Genomic DNA, 19,673 nt, shown 5'->3' with positions numbered 1-19,673 from the left:
AATCTTCCTAAATTTTTTACGGCACAAAGGTACAGGAAACTATTCATATCGTTGATTCCGGGTAATAAAAAATCCGCTCCGAATTTGGAGCGGATTTTTTATATAGACTTACTGTATTATTAGCAGTGTCCTTGAGCGCACATAGCCTCGGCAACTTTGATGAAGCCACCGATGTTAGCACCCTTAACATAGTTGATCTTGTTACCTTCTTTACCGAATTTAACGCAAGTATCGTGGATGTCTTTCATGATTTGAGACAATTTAGCGTCTACTTCTTCAGCAGTCCAGCTATATCTCATTGAGTTTTGGCTCATTTCAAGACCAGAAACGGCAACACCACCGGCGTTAGCTGCTTTACCCGGAGCGAAAGTAATGTGCTCGTTCAAGTAGTTAACAGCTTCTGCGGTACAACCCATGTTAGAGGTTTCAACTACCATTTGGCAACCGTTAGCAACCAATTTCTTGGCATCTTCTTCGTTCAACTCGTTTTGGATAGCGCAAGGGAATGCGATGTCGCATTTAACTTCCCACGGTTTTGCTTTCGGGAAGAATTTAGCACCGAATTTCTCAGCGTAAGGAGCTACAACGTCGTTGTTGCTAGCGCGCAATTCCAACATGTAGTCTACACCTTCTTGAGTTAAACCTTTCTCGTCATAGATGTATCCGTCAGGACCAGAGATAGTAACTAATTTAGCTCCTAATTGAACTAATTTTTGAGCGGCACCCCAAGCAACGTTACCGAAACCAGAGATAGCTACAGTCTTGCCGGCGATCTTCTCACCTTTTTCAGCCAACATATGTTGTGCGAAATAAACGGTACCGTAACCAGTAGCTTCCGGACGTACTCTTGAACCACCGAATTCGCGGTTCTTTCCGGTTAATACACCAACGAATTCGTTGCGAATTCTCTTGTATTGTCCGAACAAGAAACCGATTTCACGAGCACCAACACCGATATCACCAGCAGGTACGTCAGTGTCAGGACCGATGTGTTTGCAAAGTTCAGTCATGAAGCTTTGGCAGAAACGCATAACTTCGTTATCAGATTTTCCTTTCGGGTTGAAGTCAGAACCTCCTTTACCACCACCCATCGGGAGTGTAGTCAAAGAGTTTTTGAAAGTTTGCTCGAAGCCCAAGAATTTCAATCCACCAAGGGTTACTGACGGGTGGAAACGCAAACCTCCTTTGTAGGGTCCAATAGCACTGTTGAATTGTACTCTATAACCACGGTTGATTTGTACTTCACCTTTATCATCAATCCAGGGTACTCTGAACATGATCACTCTTTCAGGTTCTACCATTTTTTCAAGGATCTTGTTAGCCTTGTATTTCGGGTTTGACTGATAGGTATCCCATACAGTTTCGATCACTTCTTGAACAGCCTGGTGGAATTCTGATTCACCTACGGTTCTAGCCTTTAAGGCATCCATGAATTCTTTAATCTCTGCTTTCATTTGAATATTGTTTAAGTAAAAACTTTAAAAAAACATCTTTTAATTTGAATTGTGAAATTCGGTTCAAAGGTATGCTTTTGTTTATGATTCCAAAAATTTTTCGCACTATTTTTTGATACACGCAAACGTTATAATAGTTTAAAATTAAAATCATTTATCGTCCCGTGCTATAAAACTGTAACAAAACGGGTTAAATAAGTGAATAACATTTACCGGGAAGCCGGGTGACTATACCCTCTAGTTCCAGTTTCAAGAGCAAGACGGCCAGATCGTGGACGGGTATCCGGGTGAGTTGATGGAGTTGGTCGATGTTTTGTTCTCCCGCTTCGGTCAAAGTTTGTCTGATAAGGTCTTCGTCGCTTGATTCGGGGAACAAATCGAGTGATGTTTGATAAGGTGCTGTCGGGAGCGGTTCCCAATTCAACGCTTTCAATATGTCGGAGACGTTTTCCACGAGGGCGGCAATATTTTGTTTGATGAGCATATTGCATCCCGTGTAGTTCGTGTCTTCTGGGCGACCGGGGAAGGCGAGGACATCCCGGCTGTAGGATAATGCCTGTCGTGCGGTGGACATGGCTCCCCCTTTCACGGGAGATTCAGCCACGAGTATCGCTTCGCTCATACCTGCCACGATGCGGTTCCGTTGGAGAAAATTCGTGGGGTGTATCGGTGCACAAGTTGGAAATTCGGAAAGTAGTGTTCCACCTTGTTCCAGAATTTTGTCCGCTATATTTTTGTGGGGTGCCGGGTAGATCATGTGCAACCCGTGACCGAGCACGGCTTGTGCCCGAAGCCCGTGCCTGAGGCAGGCAGAATGCGCGGCAATGTCAATACCGTAAGCCAGCCCGCTGATGACATTGGGACGGAATCCCATGTCAGCCAATTGCTGGAGGATATTTTCCACGCGGGCTTTGCCTAAATCGGTGGCTTTGCGAGTACCCACGATAGCGATATTCTTGGCTTCGTCGGGTTCCAGCGTACCTTTATAGAAAAGTACCAGCGGGGCATCGGCACAATGTTTCAGCAGGCGGGGGTAATTCGTGTCTTCTATTCCGCAGACTTGAATACGGTGTTTTTCCATGTTCTTTAGTTCCTCTTCAGCCAGTTGCAGCCACAGGGAACGCTCCGGTTGAATGTTTGTCAGGTTGTTTTCTTTGAAAAGCAACTCTATATTTTTGTCACTCTCTTGAAAGAAACCGGTAATGCCGCCACATTGTTGGAATAGGGGAGAATATAAAGCATTGTTTAATCTGGGAGCAATTGTGATTGCCACCCGGTTCAAGGTAGAATTGTCATTGTTCATGCGCCGATCAGTTTTAATGAATTTGACCAAAGTTATTTTTTTATGGCGAGAAAAACAATTAATTTTAAATTTTAATTCCCCGTATCGGTTGAAATAGTGTAATTTTGTGCAGAAATATGGGACAAATGGAGCGTATTATATTTACAACGGATTCGAGTCTTGTCCTCGCCGAGTTGTTACAAGGTGTCAGGCATGAGCAATTATTTATCGTGGCGGATAAGCACACGGTCGGTTTTTGTGATAAGTTACTGGAGAAAGTGAATTGGATGCCGTTGAACGTGGCGGTAGTCGATTGCGGTGAAGAAAACAAGTCACTGGTGAGTGTTGCCCGTGTCTGGTCTATGTTGAGTAAGCGGGGAGCTCGTCGTTCTTCTATATTATTATGCGTGGGCGGGGGTATGGTGACGGATATGGGTGGTTTCGCCGCTTCGACGTTTAAGCGGGGAATGCGTTGTATCTATGTACCCACGACTTTGCTGGCACAAGTGGATGCTTCGTTAGGCGGGAAAACGGGGTTTAATCTTGACGGGTTGAAAAACGAGATCGGTACTTTCAGCGAGCCGGAACGAGTGGTTATTGATGTTTCGTTATTACAGACGTTACCCGTTCGGGAACGGGTATCCGGTTATGCCGAGATGCTGAAACACGGGCTATTGTCTGACATGGAGTATCTGGAGCGGTTATTGGCTTGTGACACGAACGTGCCCGAGCGTGAAGAATTCCTTGAGTTAATTAAAAAATCCGTGTCCGTGAAGAATGATATCGTGACTCAGGATCCGAATGAGAAAGGGATCCGTAAAGCCTTGAATTTCGGACACACGATTGGGCATGCCATCGAGAGTTGTTCCATGATGCGGCGGGAAAATATGTTACACGGGGAAGCTATCGCGTTGGGAATAATAGCCGAATTGTATCTTTCCGTGCGCGAGAAAGGTTTCCCGGGCGAAGTGTATCGCCGGGTGAGGGAATTTATCAAGAGATATTATCCAACCTACCCGGTTATGGAGCACGTGGATACATTGTATGAATTGATGTTGCATGACAAGAAAAACGATTGTAAAGGTGTGAATTTTACACTTCTGGAAGATGTCGGGCAGTTTTCTATCAATAATTACTGCACGAAAGAACAGATTACGGAAGCATTAAACCAGATATAAGCATGGATAACGTTATCGCTTGGGAAGGGAAAGAAATAAAAGGCACGGTAATTTTACCGGCATCCAAGAGTGTGTCCAACCGGGCTCTCGTGTTGAGTGCGTTGGCGGACGGGGTGTTGCCTGAAAATCTGTCCGATAGCGATGATACCCTTGTGTTGATGGAAGCGTTGTCCCGAACGGGCGGACTCGTGGATGTCGGTCACGCGGGAACTGCCATGCGCTTTTTGGCAGCTTATTTCGCCTTGTGTGACGGGGTATGGGAATTGACCGGTTCGGGGCGAATGAAGCAGCGACCGATAAAAGTGCTGGTGGAGGCTTTGCGGGAACTGGGGGCAAATATTGAATATTTGGGGAGAGAGGGTTTTCCGCCTTTATGGATTGGGAATGCCGTGTTGAAGGGGAAAGAGATTTGCTTGGATGCCTCGGTCAGTAGCCAGTATATTTCGGCGTTGATGATGATTGCTCCTTTGGTGGAAGGGGGACTCGTGATTGATTTGAAAGGGAAAGTCGTTTCCGCGGATTATATTCACATGACGGCGGAAATGATGCGTCGCTTCGGGGCAGAGGTATGTGTTGCGGGGAATCGGGTAGTCATTCCCGGGGGGAAATATATGCCTGCTGCTTTCCGGGTTAGTGCCGATTGGAGTGCGGCGTCTTTTTTTTACGAGTTGTTGGTTGTCGCGGGAGAGGGGAAACTCTTTCTTCCGGGGTTGGAGTACGATAACTTGCAAGGTGATGCGCGTCAAGTCGAGTTATGGCAACAGTTAGGGGTACACACGGAAAGGGTAACCGGGGGGATTCGTTTATCTACCCATGATGCGCGAGTGCCCCGTTTCGAGGCGGATTTGTCGGGAATGCCCGATACGGCTCTTCCTCTGATTGTAGCTTGTTGTTTATCGGGTATCCCGTTCCATTTGCGGGGTGTCGAAACCTTATATATAAAGGAGTGTGACCGGGTGGATGCCGTTACGCGGGAGTTAAGTAAATTGGGATATAAATTGCAGGTGCCGATACACGGGGAATTGTGCTGGGATAAGGTGCGTAATACGTTGACTTCATTAGATATAGACACGTATCAAGACCACCGTATGGCAATGGCATTTGCTCCTGCCGGGTTGAAGTTTCCCGGGTTAACCATTCGGGATGCCGGGGTGGTAACTAAATCATTCCCCGGTTTCTGGGAACAGTTTAATAATTTAATGATTTAGAGATTTCCGGTTTATGCGGCACGAGGCTTGTGTGCGGTGTACTCGTGCTAGCAATGTTAATTTGATAATAAATTGCGGGAAATATTTTTATTGAATCGAAAATAGGAATATTTTTGTTGACCGTGGATACAAGAAAAACGTAATATTTTGGATGAACAGATATTGATAGAGCGATTAAGACGAAATGACCGGAGTGCCTATTCTGAATTGTTTGATGGGTATTTCGATAAGTTGTTTACGTTCGCTTTGAATATGGTTTTCCGGGAAGATGTGGCTAATGATATCGTGCAGGAAGTGTTTATCACGATTTACGAGAAATCGGTTTTTTCCAATTACAGGGGATCGTTGAAAGCGTATCTCTACACGAGCGTGCGGAACCGATGCTACAATTACCTGCGGGATGCCAAGGTCGAAGACCGGAATATGGCATTGTACGCGGAGGCGGCAGTGTATTCCGATAATGTTGACACGATCGACGAGGAAGAAGTGCTGGAAAAGATCCGGCAAGTAATGGATGAATTGCCGGACAGGTGTCGGGAAGTGTGTCTTTTGCGGTTTGTGCATGGCTATAAATACAGTGATATCGCGGAGCAATTGTCCATGAACGAAAACACGGTGAAGGTGCAATTGCACCGGGGAATGGAGAAAATTAAAGAAAGTTTCTCGAATTACGATTTCATCCTGCTCCTTTTCGTGATGAGTCAATCGTGTTTGCTTTTACAGGCTTAACAGCCATTTTCACGCGGGAATGACCTCGATTGTTTTACCGTTCATTTCCAACACTTGTTCTGTATCCCGCGTGATAATCAATAGTTTTTCGGCTATAACTGTTTTCAGTATATTTTTATTCTATATGCAAAATAAAAAATAGTCATTTTTGTTTTGTATATAGAATAATATTGTTCTAATTCAAAGTGGATGGGAGTAATTGACTAACATACAAAATGTTTCGATTGTTTTACTTTTGAAACGTAATTAAAAGAGGTATGGAAATTTACATGCGAGTCTGTATTTAGGAATTTTCTTAAAAATTTTAATGTATAAAATATCCCAAATCCAGAATATGATTTACTATATTTATGCGGTAATTGAAAAGCCTCCTGTAATATTGAATTGTGTAACGTCTATTTTAGATAGCAAAGAGATGTTTCGGATGTGATCGGTAAAAATTAATCCATGAGGATATGGAAGAAAATCATAAATTAGAAACAGTTTATAATGCGGCAGTACAAATTATAAAGACAGCTATACTTCGTAGTCAATATCAGGCCGCTAAGTTGGTAAACAAAGAACAGTTGGGACTTTATTGGGGGATCGGGAAATATGTATCACTTAATTCTCGTGATAAATTTTGGGGAACAGGAGCTATTGAAGCTATTAGCCAACGATTGCAAAAGGAATTACCGGGGTTGCGTGGATTTTCTGCCCAACATATACGGAAAATGAGGCAATTTTATGAGGAATGGAGTTCTGTCTTAAAATGCTCGCCACTGGCGAGTAAATTTGCAAATCTTGAAGATAAAATATTAAATCCCATTGAAATAGATAGTAATACTCTACTGATGATAGATTGCTCGCCACTGGCGAGCAATCTAAACATGGAGGAATTCTTTAGTATCAGTTTCACGCACCACATGGAGATTATTCATAAAACGAGTACTATAGAGGAACGTGCTTTTTATATTCATCAAACAGTGGTTAACTGTTGGAATAAATATACATTACGTGTTCATCTCGAAGCGAATGATTATCGGCATCAAGGGGCGATGCCAAACAATTTTGTAAACACGATACCCGATGTTCAACAATCTGTGAAAGCGATCAGTATGTTTAAAGATGAATATTTACTCGACTTTATCAACGTGGAAAATTTGGATGAAAGGGATAAAGAAGATATTGATGAAAGAATAGTTGAAAATGCTATCGTGCAGAATATAAAAAAATTTATAATGACCTTTGGACAAGACTTTAGTTTTATTGGAAATCAATATCACATAGAAGTTTGTGGTCATGATGTATTTATTGATTTGTTATTTTTTAATAGAGAGCTCAATTCACTTGTTGCGGTGGAGTTAAAGTACTCGGAATTTCGGCCCATACATTTAGGACAATTGCATTTATATTTGCAGGCTTTAGATGACTATGTGCGAAAACCTCATGAGAATCCGTCTATTGGCATAATTCTTTGTAAGGGTGTTGATCGTAATTTTGTCGAGTATGCTGTTCGTGATTTTAACAAACCATTGGGAGTTGCAACCTACAAGACTGCTAATGATATGCCGGATGAATTAAGAAAAGCTTTGCCGGATATGGATGAATTGAAGAAGTTGTTGTAAGCATAATAAGAATAAAGATAGGACAAGGAAGGGGAAAAATAGAATTAAAGGTATCCGGTTCATAATTTGCCCCGGGAAACTCTCGGGTAAGGATTGCTTACTAGGCAACTTTTCTACCATTGAGTGGCGGTAGATAGCCTTTTGAGTGACTTTTGGGCGGGTTCGCCTACTCATCGCCTGATGTTCGCCCACAGTTCGCCCACGTTTTAACAGAAAAGTATCTTATTTAATACTGTCGAGGGTTTTGTCGATTGAATCTACAGGTACCTTTGCGCCAGATAATCGGTGTGAAATGGTTTATGATGATGTTGGCATTTGTGGTAAATTGATTTTTAGCTTATTATTCTGATGTGTTATTTTTTTTGCCTAAGGAGTAAAAAAAAATCATTTTTCGTGTAAACATTTTCGGGTGTTCCGTGTTTTAGGTGTGAATTTGAGTGAGATTAAGATGAAAATAGATTGGTTATTGATAAAGCGGAGTTTGACTTCTTCATTGAATGAAGAGGAGGAGAAGGCTTTGCGGGTGTGGTTGGACAAGTCAGAAAAGCATTGTGCCGTGTACGAGGATATGAAGCGTTTCGTTGCCATTCGCGAGGGATACCGTTTGGAAAAAGATACGAGGGAGGATTTTAAAAAGGATTTTAAAGCCAGACTGAATACTGCTTATCGTAAACGAGTGCGCCGGATGTGGATAAAGGTTGCGGGATACGCGGCAATGTTGGTGTTACCTTTGACGATAGTTTTGTTCTTCTTTTTGGAGCAAAAGCCCGCTGTTGATGCGGAGGATTACGGGATTGGACAGATCGTGCATGGGACGAGAAAGGCGACGTTGGTGTTGAATGACGGGAAGGTTGTGGCGCTGGATACTTCTCGTGTGTTGTTGGGACAAGAGGACGGAATGAGTATACGTACGAGCGATCTGGCTTTGGTGTACGTGGATTCCTTGCAAAAAGACCGGGAAGTGGAAGTTCAGAATCGGTTGATTACACCGAAGGGGGGCGAGTACACTTTGATGTTGTCGGACGGAACAAAAGTGTGGGTGAATGCAGCCACCGAGATTCGCTATCCCGTGAAATTTATCAAGGGGGAGCGTCGGGTACGTTTGGAGGGTGAGGCTTATTTTGAGGTGGCAAAGGATGTGGCAAAACCTTTTATCGTGGAGATTGATGGTATGGAGGTGAAAGTGTACGGCACGAAGTTTAATATCAATACCCGAAGGATGGATAGGATGCAGACGACATTGGTCGAGGGTTCCGTGTCCGTGAAACCGAAAGGAAAGCCGGAGGTGATGCTTGATCCGAACCAGCAGGCGGTGTTTAACAAGCTGTCCGGGCGGGTTGCCGTTCAGGAGGTGGATGTTATGCCTTACGTGGCGTGGCATCTTGGGAACTATTTTTTCGAAAACAAGAGTATAAGCGAAATCTTGGATGAGCTTGCCTTGTGGTATGATATAAATGTATTTTTTATGAATGACGAAGTGCGCAACGAGCGGTTTAGCGGTTATTTGCCCCGCTACGGGGAGATCGAGAAGTTGTTGGGGTTAATCGAGAAAACCTCTCATGTTCATTTCGAAATTAAAGGCAAAGTGATAATAGTGCGTAAATAAGAAAAATCCGGACAAGCGCCACTTATCCGGAGTGAAATAAATGTGGGCAAGCAAATGCGACAATGGTTGCCCAAGTAGTTTTTAATTTCAAAATCAAATGTATGAAAAAAAAACAAAGTTTTTACTATTTCTATGGTAAAAAGAAAAATGGTCTATTACGAATCATGAAATTATTAGTTATTTTATTGACAATGACCTGCATGACGATTTCCGCTAACACGTTCTCGCAACAACAGAGGGTGACGCTGGAAATGAAGAATGTCGGTGCGATGGAACTCTTTAAAGAGATTCAGAAGAAAACGAATTTGTATTTCGTGTATAATGATGCTGATCTGGTTTCTTTTAGTAACATTACCGTTTCGGCAAAAGACGAGGAGTTGGATGTTTTATTGAAACGGGTATTTGCTGGGTTGAACTTCTTGTACGAGGGGAACGTTATCATCGTGAAGCCGGCTGTTGCTAAGGATGATGAAAAGAAAGACGTGAAGAAATTCATCGTGAAAGGAAAAGTGTTGGACGAGAAGAAACAGCCGTTACCGGGAGTTACTATACGTTTGGATAGCACTACCGTGGGATGTGCCACGGATGCAATGGGGCAGTTTATGTTGTCTTTGCCGGTGGAAACAGGGCAGTTGATTTTTACTTTTGTTGGTTTCAAGCAAGAAAAGAAAAAGTTTAAGGCTGGGGATGAGTTGATAGTCACGATGAAAGAAGAAGCCTCGGATTTGGACGAGGTGACGGTGATCGCTTACGGGGAACGGAACAAAAGAGAGTTAATCGGTTCGGTGTCTTCTGTGAAGGCGAAAGATTTGGAGGAAGTTCCTTCGGCTAGTTTGGCGAATCTACTGCAAGGTCACATGGCAGGTGTTGAGGTGAATAATATTTCAGGAGCTCCCGGGGGAGGAGGTACTCGCGTTGTTATTCGCGGTTACAACTCATTGATGAATGGGACAACAAGTGGGGAGCCGTTGTATGTTGTTGATGGTGTACCAATTCACTCTTTTACTTCTCCTGTGACGGGAACGAATACATTGGCTGAGATTGATCCAACTACAATCGAGTCTGTTGAGGTATTGAAGGATGCCGCTTCTGCTGCGATTTATGGTTCTCGGGCCGCGAATGGTGTGATTTTGATTACGACGAAAAAGGGTAAAATCGGGCGAGGAGATTTCCAAGCGAACGTGTCATATTCTTATTCTGTTTTACCTAAAACTCCGGAACAGCTTATAGGTAACGCGGAACGTAGATGGTGGATTAGTATGGCGAGGAACGAGAGATTAGCCGGTAATTATGGAAATCCGATGACAGGAGATAATTGGCAGTTACCTACTTCTTATTATGATGCTTATTCTCATGCTGCCGGAACATATGATTATTTTTGGGGGAACGGATATAATTTGAATAACGCGGGATACGGTTATACACCTCAATTGCAGGATAGTTTGAATCCGTTTTATAATAATGCCACGAATTGGTGGAAGCAGGTTTTCCGCCATGGGAAAATTATTAATGCTAATCTGCAATCTTCCGGGGGAAACGAGAGAGTTACTTATTTAGTTGGTGGAGGTTGGTATCAGGAAGAGGGAATTATGTACGGGAGTGAATTTAAGCGGGCAAATATAATCACGAATATAAATATGAAGCCGAGAAAGAATTTAAGTTTGGATGCCCGTTTGTATTTGTCATATTCTGATCGTAGTCGGGGAAGCGGGAGTTCCGGATTTGGAGATGGAACAGCTATAGAACGTTTGACAGCAGATCCCAAGCAAACGTCTTCTCTTTTACCGGCAGAGGGGGATGTGAAAGACCGATTATTACAGTTGTTGAATGCCAAAGTGGATAAAGCTTATTCTTATAATATCCGGAGTAGTTTGAATTTGGGGTACGAGTTTATTCGTGGATTGAAACTTACGGCAAGTATATCTGCAAATTACACGGAGGCTCGTTCGAATACGTTTAGTCCGAGTTATTTGGATCAGCAGAATAATTTGAGTAAATCCATCGGACAAATGGAGGGTAACATGATTCTTCAAAACGAGGAATTGTTGAGTTATAGATTTAATATTAAGGAACAACATAATTTCGATTTTTTGTTTGGGTTCTCTTATATTCGTACAAGTAAGAATTCTATGTTCGGTTCCGGCGAGGGCTCTCCAAGTGATAAGATACACTACGTATTATCTGGTTTTAACACAACGTATACGAAAGCCGGGGAGATTGTTTCTCTGCAAAAATATAACTCGGATTTTGAAGAAAAGATTCAAGTCAGCGGATTCGGGCGATTGGCTTATAACTTTAAACAGAAATATTTGACGGAGGTTACTTTACGTCGGGACGGTTCTTCTGTATTTGGAGAGGATGTACGTTGGGCTACCTTCCCTTCCGTTGCCGTGGGATGGGCGTTCTCTGAAGAGAATTTTATGGATCGTTTCTGGTGGTTGAGTTATGGTAAGATTCGTGCTTCTTGGGGAACTTCCGGTCAGGAATTTGCTCAGCCTTATCTGGCACACGGAACTTACGTGATCGGAGATAAGTTTTTGGGTGGCGTTGGAATGGATCCGGCGACGATCTTTAACAAGTCGTTGACATGGGAAGAATCAGATCAATATGATCTGGGGTTAGATGTGGATTTATTTGATTATCGTCTGAAATTTAAGTTGGACTATTATTATAAATATTCAAAATCTGTATTGTGGAATGCACCGTTACCGGGAACTGTGTATTATTTTAAGTCAGCATGGCAGAATGCGTTGGAAGTGTCCAATGAAGGATTGGAATTAGAGTTGGTTGCGGATATTTTCCGCGAGACGGCTGTGAGTTGGCGAGCTCGTTTCAATATTAGTCGCAACTGGAATCGTTTCGAGAAATCTTATTCGGGTTTGGATGTGCCGGGGAACGCGAATCCTTACGTGATCGGTCGGTCATTGTTCGGTTTTTACGTGTATAAGAACTTGGGAATGATTCAGAATGCAGAAGATGTCCCTTCTTATTTTGATCAAAATATGTATGAAAATAGTTTATATGCCGGTTATTATAATAATCCTTACCGGGAAGGAATGTATCAGTTGGCAGATTTGAATGGGGACGGGCGTATCGATTCGGAGAATGATAGATATTATGCTGCAAGCACTCTTCCTTTAGCAAGTGGTGGTTTCGCAAACGAGATTATGTGGAAGGGGTTTGATTTAAACGTGTTGTTTACATTTAGCTTCGGTCGTAAGATGATTAATCGCATGAAAAAAGCATCTCTGGTGCTTGACCATAATTTTAAACCGATTTTTAATGATTATCGTGATTTAACTTTTTGGCAGCAACCGGGAGATAAAACAGACTATCCGAGAGTTGAGGCTGCGAATGCCGGATATACGGGACAATTTGATGCCTTTACAGATAAAGATATTGAAACGGTTGGTTTTGTACGGTTGAAGCAATTGACATTAGGGTATAATGTTCCCAAGGATATCATGAAAAAGATAGGTTTGGAGTCCGGACGTATTTTTTTCACGGGGGAGAATCTGTTCTTGCTCACGAATTATTCGGGAGTAGACCCGGAATCTGTTGATCCGGTAAGTGGATTTGATAATTTTGATAATTACCCGCTTGCCCGGAAGTTAACGTTAGGTTTAACATTAAAATTTTAAGTATGAATCGATTATTAATTATATTATCAGTCTTGTTTTTGGGAGTTTCATGCGATAGTTGGATTGATGTGAAACCCGAGAATCAAGTAACTTATACAAACTATTTCGAGGATGAGAAAGATGTTGAAGGGGCTGCTTTCGAGATGTTTGCGACAGAATGTGCTTATATCGGGGGAGAGGGTGATTATTTAAAATGGTTAGGTGTTTTGGCGGATGAATGGAGTGATACTTATAACGCACCTAGGTTAGGACGAGCTTCGGATTTAGCAGGAGGATTAGGTGGAGGCTGGGGAGATCAAGCATGGAAAAATTCATATGATATTGTATTTTTAGCAAATACAATACTGGAAAACGCTCACCGGGCAAATATGTCGAATGATCGGTTGAATTTTTGGCTTGGTCAAGCTGCCTTTACTAAAAGTCTTGCTTATTTTAATATAGTCCGTCTTTTCGGTGATGCTGTAATAACGAGAAATAGTACTAGTTTGGAAAAGTACGGGAGAAAGCCCATGTTGGAAGTGATAGATACGGCAATCGTGAATGCTGTAAGAGCGTATAATTTATTACCTGTTTTTGAAGAATTGAAAGATCTTTCAGGGGCGGCAATAACGAGTAAACAATATGCATCCCAAGGAGCTGCCGCCGCGTTGTTGGCCCATCTTTACGCTTGGCGGGGGAGTATAATCGAATTGTACGGGTTGGAAGGAAATGCGCCAACCGATTATCAGAAATCAATAGATTATAGTACATTAATTATTGATAAAAAGGTTGGTTTCTATGAAATGCAACCTGATCCGGAAACGTTGTGTCAGGTGATGTCGAAAATGGGTGAATACAATAAAGAGAGTATATTCGAGTTGGAGTTAAACCCGAAGGAAACTTACGCACAGGCAGTACGAGTTTTGGGAGCTTTTCTTACAGGATATCCCGTGGATGTAAATGCAACTTTAGCTAGCCAGAAAACAAAATCGTTCCGGTTGAAGTGGACTACCGCTCAACAGATGTACGAGATGAAGGATAAGCGCATGGATGCTTACTTTTACACGGATGATGAAATTCTGAATGATCTTCAGACTTATCCTTATGTATTTTTGAGGAAGTGGAGGGAAGGAATTTATTTTATGAGTAGTTCAGGTTCTACCACGACAACGATGACCGGTTTAAGAGCAAATCAGGTGCAGTGGCGTGTGGCGGATATTTATTTATTACGTGCAGAATGTCGGGCAAAACTCGGGATAGATGAGGCAAAGGATGATTTGAACAAGGTGCGTCAGAGAGCTAACGCGACTCTTTATCCTGCAAATGGCGAGAGTGATTTGAAGTTGGCTATATTTAAAGAGCGAGAAAGAGAGTTACTTTACGAGAATCATCGTTTTGCAGATGTGGTGCGGAATGGCAAGGAGTATATTCAAAAATATTTTGCTTATTCTTTACAAACTGATGCGGGATTGGAGGAAAATCCTTTGAAATATGCGACAGATCAAGATTTGAAAGATGGGATTCTTTTTCAACCGATTCCGAAATCTGCATTTTTGATGAATGGTTTGATGCGTCAGACGGCCTATTGGTTGAAATACGTGAAATATTAACAGATAAAGAGAGAATATCATGATAAGGTACATTGTAATTGTTATGGTTTTGTTTACACTCGGTAGTTGTGAAACAAATTATGGAACGATTAATACCGGTTTGGCAAACGGGAGGTTTGACGGAAGTATGTACGAGTATTTTCAAGCGAATCATTACGATTGGGATAGTTTGGTTTTAATGATAGATCGTGCCGGATTAAAAGATGTATTTATGGGTAAACGTGACGGGTACGAGAAAATAACTTTTTTTGGACCGACAAATCACACGATTCGTTTGTGGATGTATAAAAGTGAGCAATATTGGGATCCTGATTTGATGGAAATGGTTGTCGTAAAAAAAGCCTATTACCGGGTAGATGAAATTCCGGTAGAGGATTGTCGCCGGTTAGTTATGGAACATGTGGTAAAAGGAATTTATATGCGTGATGATATCCCGGCAGGAACGCTTTCTGAATCAGGAGCAAGAGAAGGAGGTACGACATTAACCGGAGTGGAAGGAAATTCATTTTGGATTTTTTCATACCGAGGAACATATCAAGGAATTGATGGTCAAGGAGCTGTTTCTTTGAAATTGATTTCTGAAAAAGGGCAGGAGATTAAAGTTGCATCTTCTAATTTGGAGTCGGATAACGGAATAGTACATTCTTTACACTATGACTATCCCTTTGGAACGTTATAATTTATAAACGGTAAAATAACAAGAAGTATGAAATATATATATACACTATTTCTTTTCATGCTGGTGATTGGTGGTTGCCAAGATGTGAAGATCGGTTGTTTGGATGTGAGTAATGCGGAATATATGCCGGATACCATGTTGGTACGAAAAGAGCTCGGTTTTATTACGGATGATTGGAATATTATTCGGGAAGACAATAAAAGAAAAAAAGCACAAGCTCCTTGGGTAACGAACCAGATTCAAGGTGTTGTAGGCACGGCACCTATCCAATATTCGTTGTATGAGGTGACGGCTTTTGATGGAGGTGACGCTGAAGTGTTTAAAAAGGAATTGAAAGTCCGAGGCGGGGGTATTATGGAAGTACCATTTGTCCCGGAATCTCCTAATGGGCGATATACGGTATCTTTGAGAGTTGATGCGGAGGAATATAGTGCTATTATTGAGAACGCATTTACGTTCGTTATAAGACAAAAATAAAATGTTCCGAGGCTTGGAAGACTCCAAGCCTCGGAATCCGAAAAATATAAATAGATTATGAGGAATAAAGTAATGTGGTTCATAGCGTGTATCCTAGTATTAGGTACATCTGTGGGAGGATTTGCTCAAGGGATTAAATTCTTTGATGGAACTTTTGAAGAAGCGTTGACAAAGGCAAAACAAGAAAAGAAATTGGTATTCGTGGATTTTTTTGCTAATTGGTGCGGACCATGTAAGCAAATGGCAGAAAAAGTATTCACGAATGAGGAGGTGGGAAAATACATGAATGAGAAGTTCGTGTGTATGCAAATCAATGTTGAGGCAACCGGATGGCAGAAAGAAACTGCCGAGAAATTTAATGTAACGGTATTGCCGACATTGATTTTCTTTAAAGCGGATGGAAACGTGGCATCCCGTTTGGCAGGAGCTCGGGAAAAGGATGATTTTTTGAATGCAGCCAAAGTGGCTAGCGGGGAACAATTAAGTTTCGAGAAATTGTATGACCGTGCTAAATCGAAAAAAGATTTGACTGATATGCAGTTGGTATTGAAACAGGCTCCGGATTACGTGGGTGGTTTGCAGGGAATGGAAGCACAAAAATGGATTGTGCGTATTGATAAATTATATGCTGAGTATGTGAAGGCTAAGATGGGACCGGATTTTATTAATAAAGAGGATTTCCAAATTGCGAATAAGTTTAATAAAAAGAACGTGAAAGATGATGCGGTGATGGAGTTTATTGCCAAAAATCTGGAAACGTACATGAGTAAATTGGGAGAAGCTCCGGGTATCTTGATGGTCGAGTATAATAATGCTGTTATCGAGCAATTGGCAAAAGCGGGTAAGAATGAATACAAGAAATATTTGGAGAGAATCAATGGTGATCTGGAAGCGGCTTACGTTATTATGCCGACGGGAACGTTGACTCCTTATGAGAAATTCAAATATTATTATGATGGAATGTATTTATTGTCTTACAAGAAAGATGCGGAGTCTTATGTTCAATTAATGAATAAGTATTTGGCGGCTTTGGGTGATCAGGTGGGAGCGAATGATTATGGTGAGATTGCTCAAAATATGTATGTCATGAGTAAGGGAAAATTGAACAACGAACAATTAGGACAAGTGAAGGATTGGTTGGTGAAAGCCATGCAATACGAGGGAACCGGATTGATCGATAGGATTAATTTTGTGACGATGTTGGGGGATACGTATAAGGCATTGAAAGATTTTGATAAAGCAAAAGAAGCTTATAACCAAGGGTACATGGAGGCTTTACAGATCGAGAATAAAATGCAATCTGTTCAAGTGCAAATGATTATGAAGCGTAAACTGGAAGCACTGGAATTAGCGAAATAATATTAAAGTATGAGGGGATTATTAGTAACGATTGCCGTGTTTCTTTTCACGGTTGGGACTCCTTTGTCCGCGCAGGAAGACATGGAAGGATTGCGTCACGGGAAATTGGATAACGGTCTGACGTATTACGTGAAGCATTCGAAGGCGGAGCCGGGAAGGGTGAGCTTTTACCTGTTGCAAAACGTGGGGGCGATACTGGAAGAGGATCACGAGAACGGGTTGGCGCATTTCTTGGAGCATATGGCGTTTAACGGTACTACCCATTTCCCGGGAGGGGTGATGCCTTATTTGAGGGGAAGAGGTATCTTCACGTTCAATGCGAAGACGGGGATAAACCAGACGGTGTATAATATCGAGGATGTACCCGTGGCAGAAGGCGGATTGGTGGACACGTGTATGTTTATCGTGAAAGACTGGTGTAGCGAGATATTGTTGAAAGATAAAGATATTGACGAGGAGCGGGGCGTGATTATCGAGGAATGGCGGAGTCATTATAACGTGGGGCGTCGCTTGCAGGAAGGAGCGGCTCCGGTGGTGTACAATCACACGAAATACGCGAAACGGAACGTGATCGGGACGGTCGATTTGTTACAATCGTTTCCCTCGGATGTATTACGGGAGTTTTACCGCAAATGGTACAGACCGGATTTGCAGTGCGTGATCGTGGTCGGGGATATTGACGAGGAGGAGTTCGAGGAGCGGGTAAAGGAGCTGTTCGGGCAGATTCCCGCGAGGGAGAATCCGTTGGAACGGTACGAGGTGGAGATTCCTGACCGGGCGGATATGGATTACATGTTGATTCTTGATGCGGAGAACCCGTCGAAGATGATTTCTTTCCACCAACGGGCACACCGGCAGGAGGGATTGGATGAGGTCGGACGCAAGGCGTATTCTTTTAAGGCACGGATTTTTAACGCATTGATGGGACAACGTCTGTCCCGTATCGTGAACGCGAACAAGGAGAAGTTTTTGAGCGCTTCCGGTACATTCGATAGTTTCGTGCGTAATTATAACGGGTTCTCTTTAGACGTGATTCCGTATAAAAATCAGGATGCGGAGGCTTTCGAGCAGGTGTGGACGGCGTGGGAAGAGATTCGTCGTTACGGTTTTACCGACAAAGAGGTCGAGAGAGTGCAGGAGGCTCTTTTCCAAGAGTTGATGAAAATGGAAAGTGAGGTAGAGAAGGAGAGTAACCCGTATTATGTATCCGTGTTCCAGAATCATTTTTTGGCGGGAATGCCTTTTCACGAGCAACCGGTAGAGTTGGGTTTGTTGAAAGAGGCTTTGCTGGAAATCACCGCGGAGGATATGAGTGACTGGATTCATTCGTGGGCGAACGATAGCAATCAGATTATCGTGGTGTCCGGGAATGACAAGGATTATAAATACTTGACTAAAGATGATATTCTGAATATCATGGCTAAGGTGGCGGAAAAAGATATAGAGCCGGAGGTCGAAGAACACAAGACGCCGGAACCGTTTGACCTGCAACTTCAAGCCGGAACGATTAGGAAAGTGAAAAAGTTGGATCGTTTCAAGGCGGAAGAGTGGACATTGTCTAATGGCGCCAAGGTGTATTACAAGCACGTGGAGGAGGGACATGGGTTCTTTTCGCTGGCATGTAGCAGTCATGGCGGTCGTTCGGTTGTCGCCACGGAGGATTTACCGACATTAACGGCTATGCAAGCATTGACTTTGAAGTCGGGATTGTACAAGTATGACTTGAGCACGTTGAAAGAATTGGTACAAGGCAAGCAGATCCGTTTGAATATGATGATCAGTGATTACACGGAAGGCTTCGGGGGAAGCACGAAAGCGGAGAATGCCGAACTTTTGTTCCAGTTGTATTACTTGTTGTTCCAGCAACCCCGTTTCGATAGGACGCGATTTGACAAATATGTCGAGCGTTCCCGCTACGCGTACGAGAACCAACGGAAGACACCGCAGAATCTCGTGCAGGACACTATCCGGATGTTGACCGTGAGAGAAGACGAACGGAATAAGGATTATGGCGTGGCGTATTTCGATATGATGAATTTCGAACGGTTGGAATCCTTGTATCGTGAACGTTTTTCGAATGCCGGGGAGTTTAATTTCTGTATCGTGGGGGATATCGATCGGGACGAGGCTGCACGCTTGGCGTGTGAATATATCGGTGCTTTGCCTTCTCGCGGGGGAAAGAAAGAGGAGTATATTATCCGTGATTATAGCGTGGATACCGATACTATTGCACGTGAATTTAAAGTGGTGATGCCGGGGGACAAGGGGATGGTGAATATCGTGCTGGAGAATGATGGCAAGTTCTCGCTGAAAGAGCAGATAGCTTTTAATATCTGGGGACAGATGTTGCGGGCTCGTTACTTCTCTATCGTGCGGGAGCAGGAGAGCGCGAGTTATGGTGTGAATGCGGATGCCGGCTACCGGGACTTTCCGGATAGGAAAGCAACCCTGATGATCGGTTTCGAGACGGAGAGCGATAAGGTGGAAAGGATGAAAGAGATTATCTACCGGGAATTGGAGAAGAGTACCAAAGAACTTTTCAAGGAGAGTGAATTGGCTCCCGTCGTTACGGTAATAAAACGAAGTAACGAGCAGGCAAACGAGAATCTCGGTATCGATTTCTGGATGAATGTGTTAAATAGTTATGCGGAATATGGAAAAGATATCACGGATCACAGTGCTTTTGACAAAGCCTTGGATAGTATTACCGTGAAAGATATTCAACGTGTGGCTCAGAAGTTCTTGAAACACGTGAAATTGCGGGACTGGGTAATAAAATCGGAGAAAGAGAATCCGTTGTCGGATTGGGAATAGTGAGGATCAGAACAAGTGTGTGTGGAAGGGGCTGTCTGTATGGGCAGCCC

General features: G+C 42.9%; 13 protein-coding genes. 11 read left to right on the top strand and 2 right to left on the bottom strand.

The features are described from left to right. Positions 1-119: 119 nt before the first annotated feature. Both gdhA and dprA read right to left on the bottom strand, forming a co-directional pair. Positions 120-1,454: an NADP-specific glutamate dehydrogenase gene (gene gdhA / locus CS948_RS07085; protein ID WP_099291020.1), complete on the bottom strand. Its 1,335-nt coding sequence runs from the start codon at positions 1,452-1,454 to the stop codon at positions 120-122. Between the two features lie 190 nt (positions 1,455-1,644). Beyond that, entirely contained in the window at positions 1,645-2,757 is a 1,113-nt protein-coding gene (gene dprA, locus CS948_RS07080) for a DNA-processing protein DprA (RefSeq protein WP_099291019.1), read from the bottom strand. A gap of 125 nt (positions 2,758-2,882) precedes the next feature. Here dprA and aroB point away from each other — a divergent pair, with 125 nt between their 5' ends. From aroB to CS948_RS07025, 11 genes are all read left to right on the top strand, one after another. Then, positions 2,883-3,914 (top strand): 3-dehydroquinate synthase, encoded by a 1,032-nt coding sequence (aroB, locus tag CS948_RS07075; RefSeq protein WP_099291822.1) that lies wholly within the window; start codon positions 2,883-2,885, stop codon positions 3,912-3,914. A gap of 2 nt (positions 3,915-3,916) precedes the next feature. Further along, on the top strand, positions 3,917-5,122 hold the full coding sequence (locus CS948_RS07070) for a 3-phosphoshikimate 1-carboxyvinyltransferase (RefSeq protein ID WP_099291018.1): 1,206 nt from the start codon (positions 3,917-3,919) through the stop codon (positions 5,120-5,122). 147 nt (positions 5,123-5,269) lie between these two features. Beyond that, positions 5,270-5,851 (top strand): RNA polymerase sigma factor, encoded by a 582-nt coding sequence (locus tag CS948_RS07065; RefSeq protein WP_176554963.1) that lies wholly within the window; start codon positions 5,270-5,272, stop codon positions 5,849-5,851. A 455-nt stretch (positions 5,852-6,306) separates the two neighbouring features. After that, positions 6,307-7,458: a YhcG family protein gene (locus tag CS948_RS07060; protein ID WP_099291016.1), complete on the top strand. Its 1,152-nt coding sequence runs from the start codon at positions 6,307-6,309 to the stop codon at positions 7,456-7,458. Between the two features lie 448 nt (positions 7,459-7,906). Beyond that, a complete protein-coding gene (locus tag CS948_RS07055; protein ID WP_141560902.1) occupies positions 7,907-9,064 on the top strand; it encodes a FecR family protein in 1,158 nt (385 codons plus the stop codon). A gap of 101 nt (positions 9,065-9,165) precedes the next feature. Beyond that, positions 9,166-12,705, top strand: coding sequence for a SusC/RagA family TonB-linked outer membrane protein (locus CS948_RS07050; protein WP_176554962.1), 3,540 nt, complete (start codon positions 9,166-9,168; stop codon positions 12,703-12,705). Between the two features lie 2 nt (positions 12,706-12,707). Continuing rightward, entirely contained in the window at positions 12,708-14,294 is a 1,587-nt protein-coding gene (locus tag CS948_RS07045) for a RagB/SusD family nutrient uptake outer membrane protein (RefSeq protein WP_099291013.1), read from the top strand. 19 nt (positions 14,295-14,313) lie between these two features. Next, positions 14,314-14,973, top strand: a complete 660-nt coding sequence (locus CS948_RS07040; RefSeq protein ID WP_099291012.1) for a fasciclin domain-containing protein — start codon at positions 14,314-14,316, stop codon at positions 14,971-14,973. Between the two features lie 27 nt (positions 14,974-15,000). Then, the gene (locus CS948_RS07035; protein ID WP_141560901.1) at positions 15,001-15,450 is read left to right on the top strand and encodes a hypothetical protein; all 450 of its coding nucleotides are present in this window, start codon (positions 15,001-15,003) and stop codon (positions 15,448-15,450) included. A 57-nt stretch (positions 15,451-15,507) separates the two neighbouring features. Further along, positions 15,508-16,809, top strand: coding sequence for a thioredoxin family protein (locus tag CS948_RS07030; protein ID WP_099291010.1), 1,302 nt, complete (start codon positions 15,508-15,510; stop codon positions 16,807-16,809). A 9-nt stretch (positions 16,810-16,818) separates the two neighbouring features. Next, a complete protein-coding gene (locus CS948_RS07025) occupies positions 16,819-19,623 on the top strand; it encodes a pitrilysin family protein (RefSeq protein ID WP_099291009.1) in 2,805 nt (934 codons plus the stop codon). Positions 19,624-19,673 lie beyond the last annotated feature (50 nt).

Origin of the sequence: Butyricimonas sp. Marseille-P3923 (assembly GCF_900184685.1) — a bacterium.
Taxonomy (GTDB): Bacteria; Bacteroidota; Bacteroidia; order Bacteroidales; family Marinifilaceae; genus Butyricimonas; species Butyricimonas muris.
This window is presented reverse-complemented; position numbering and strand designations above follow the sequence as displayed.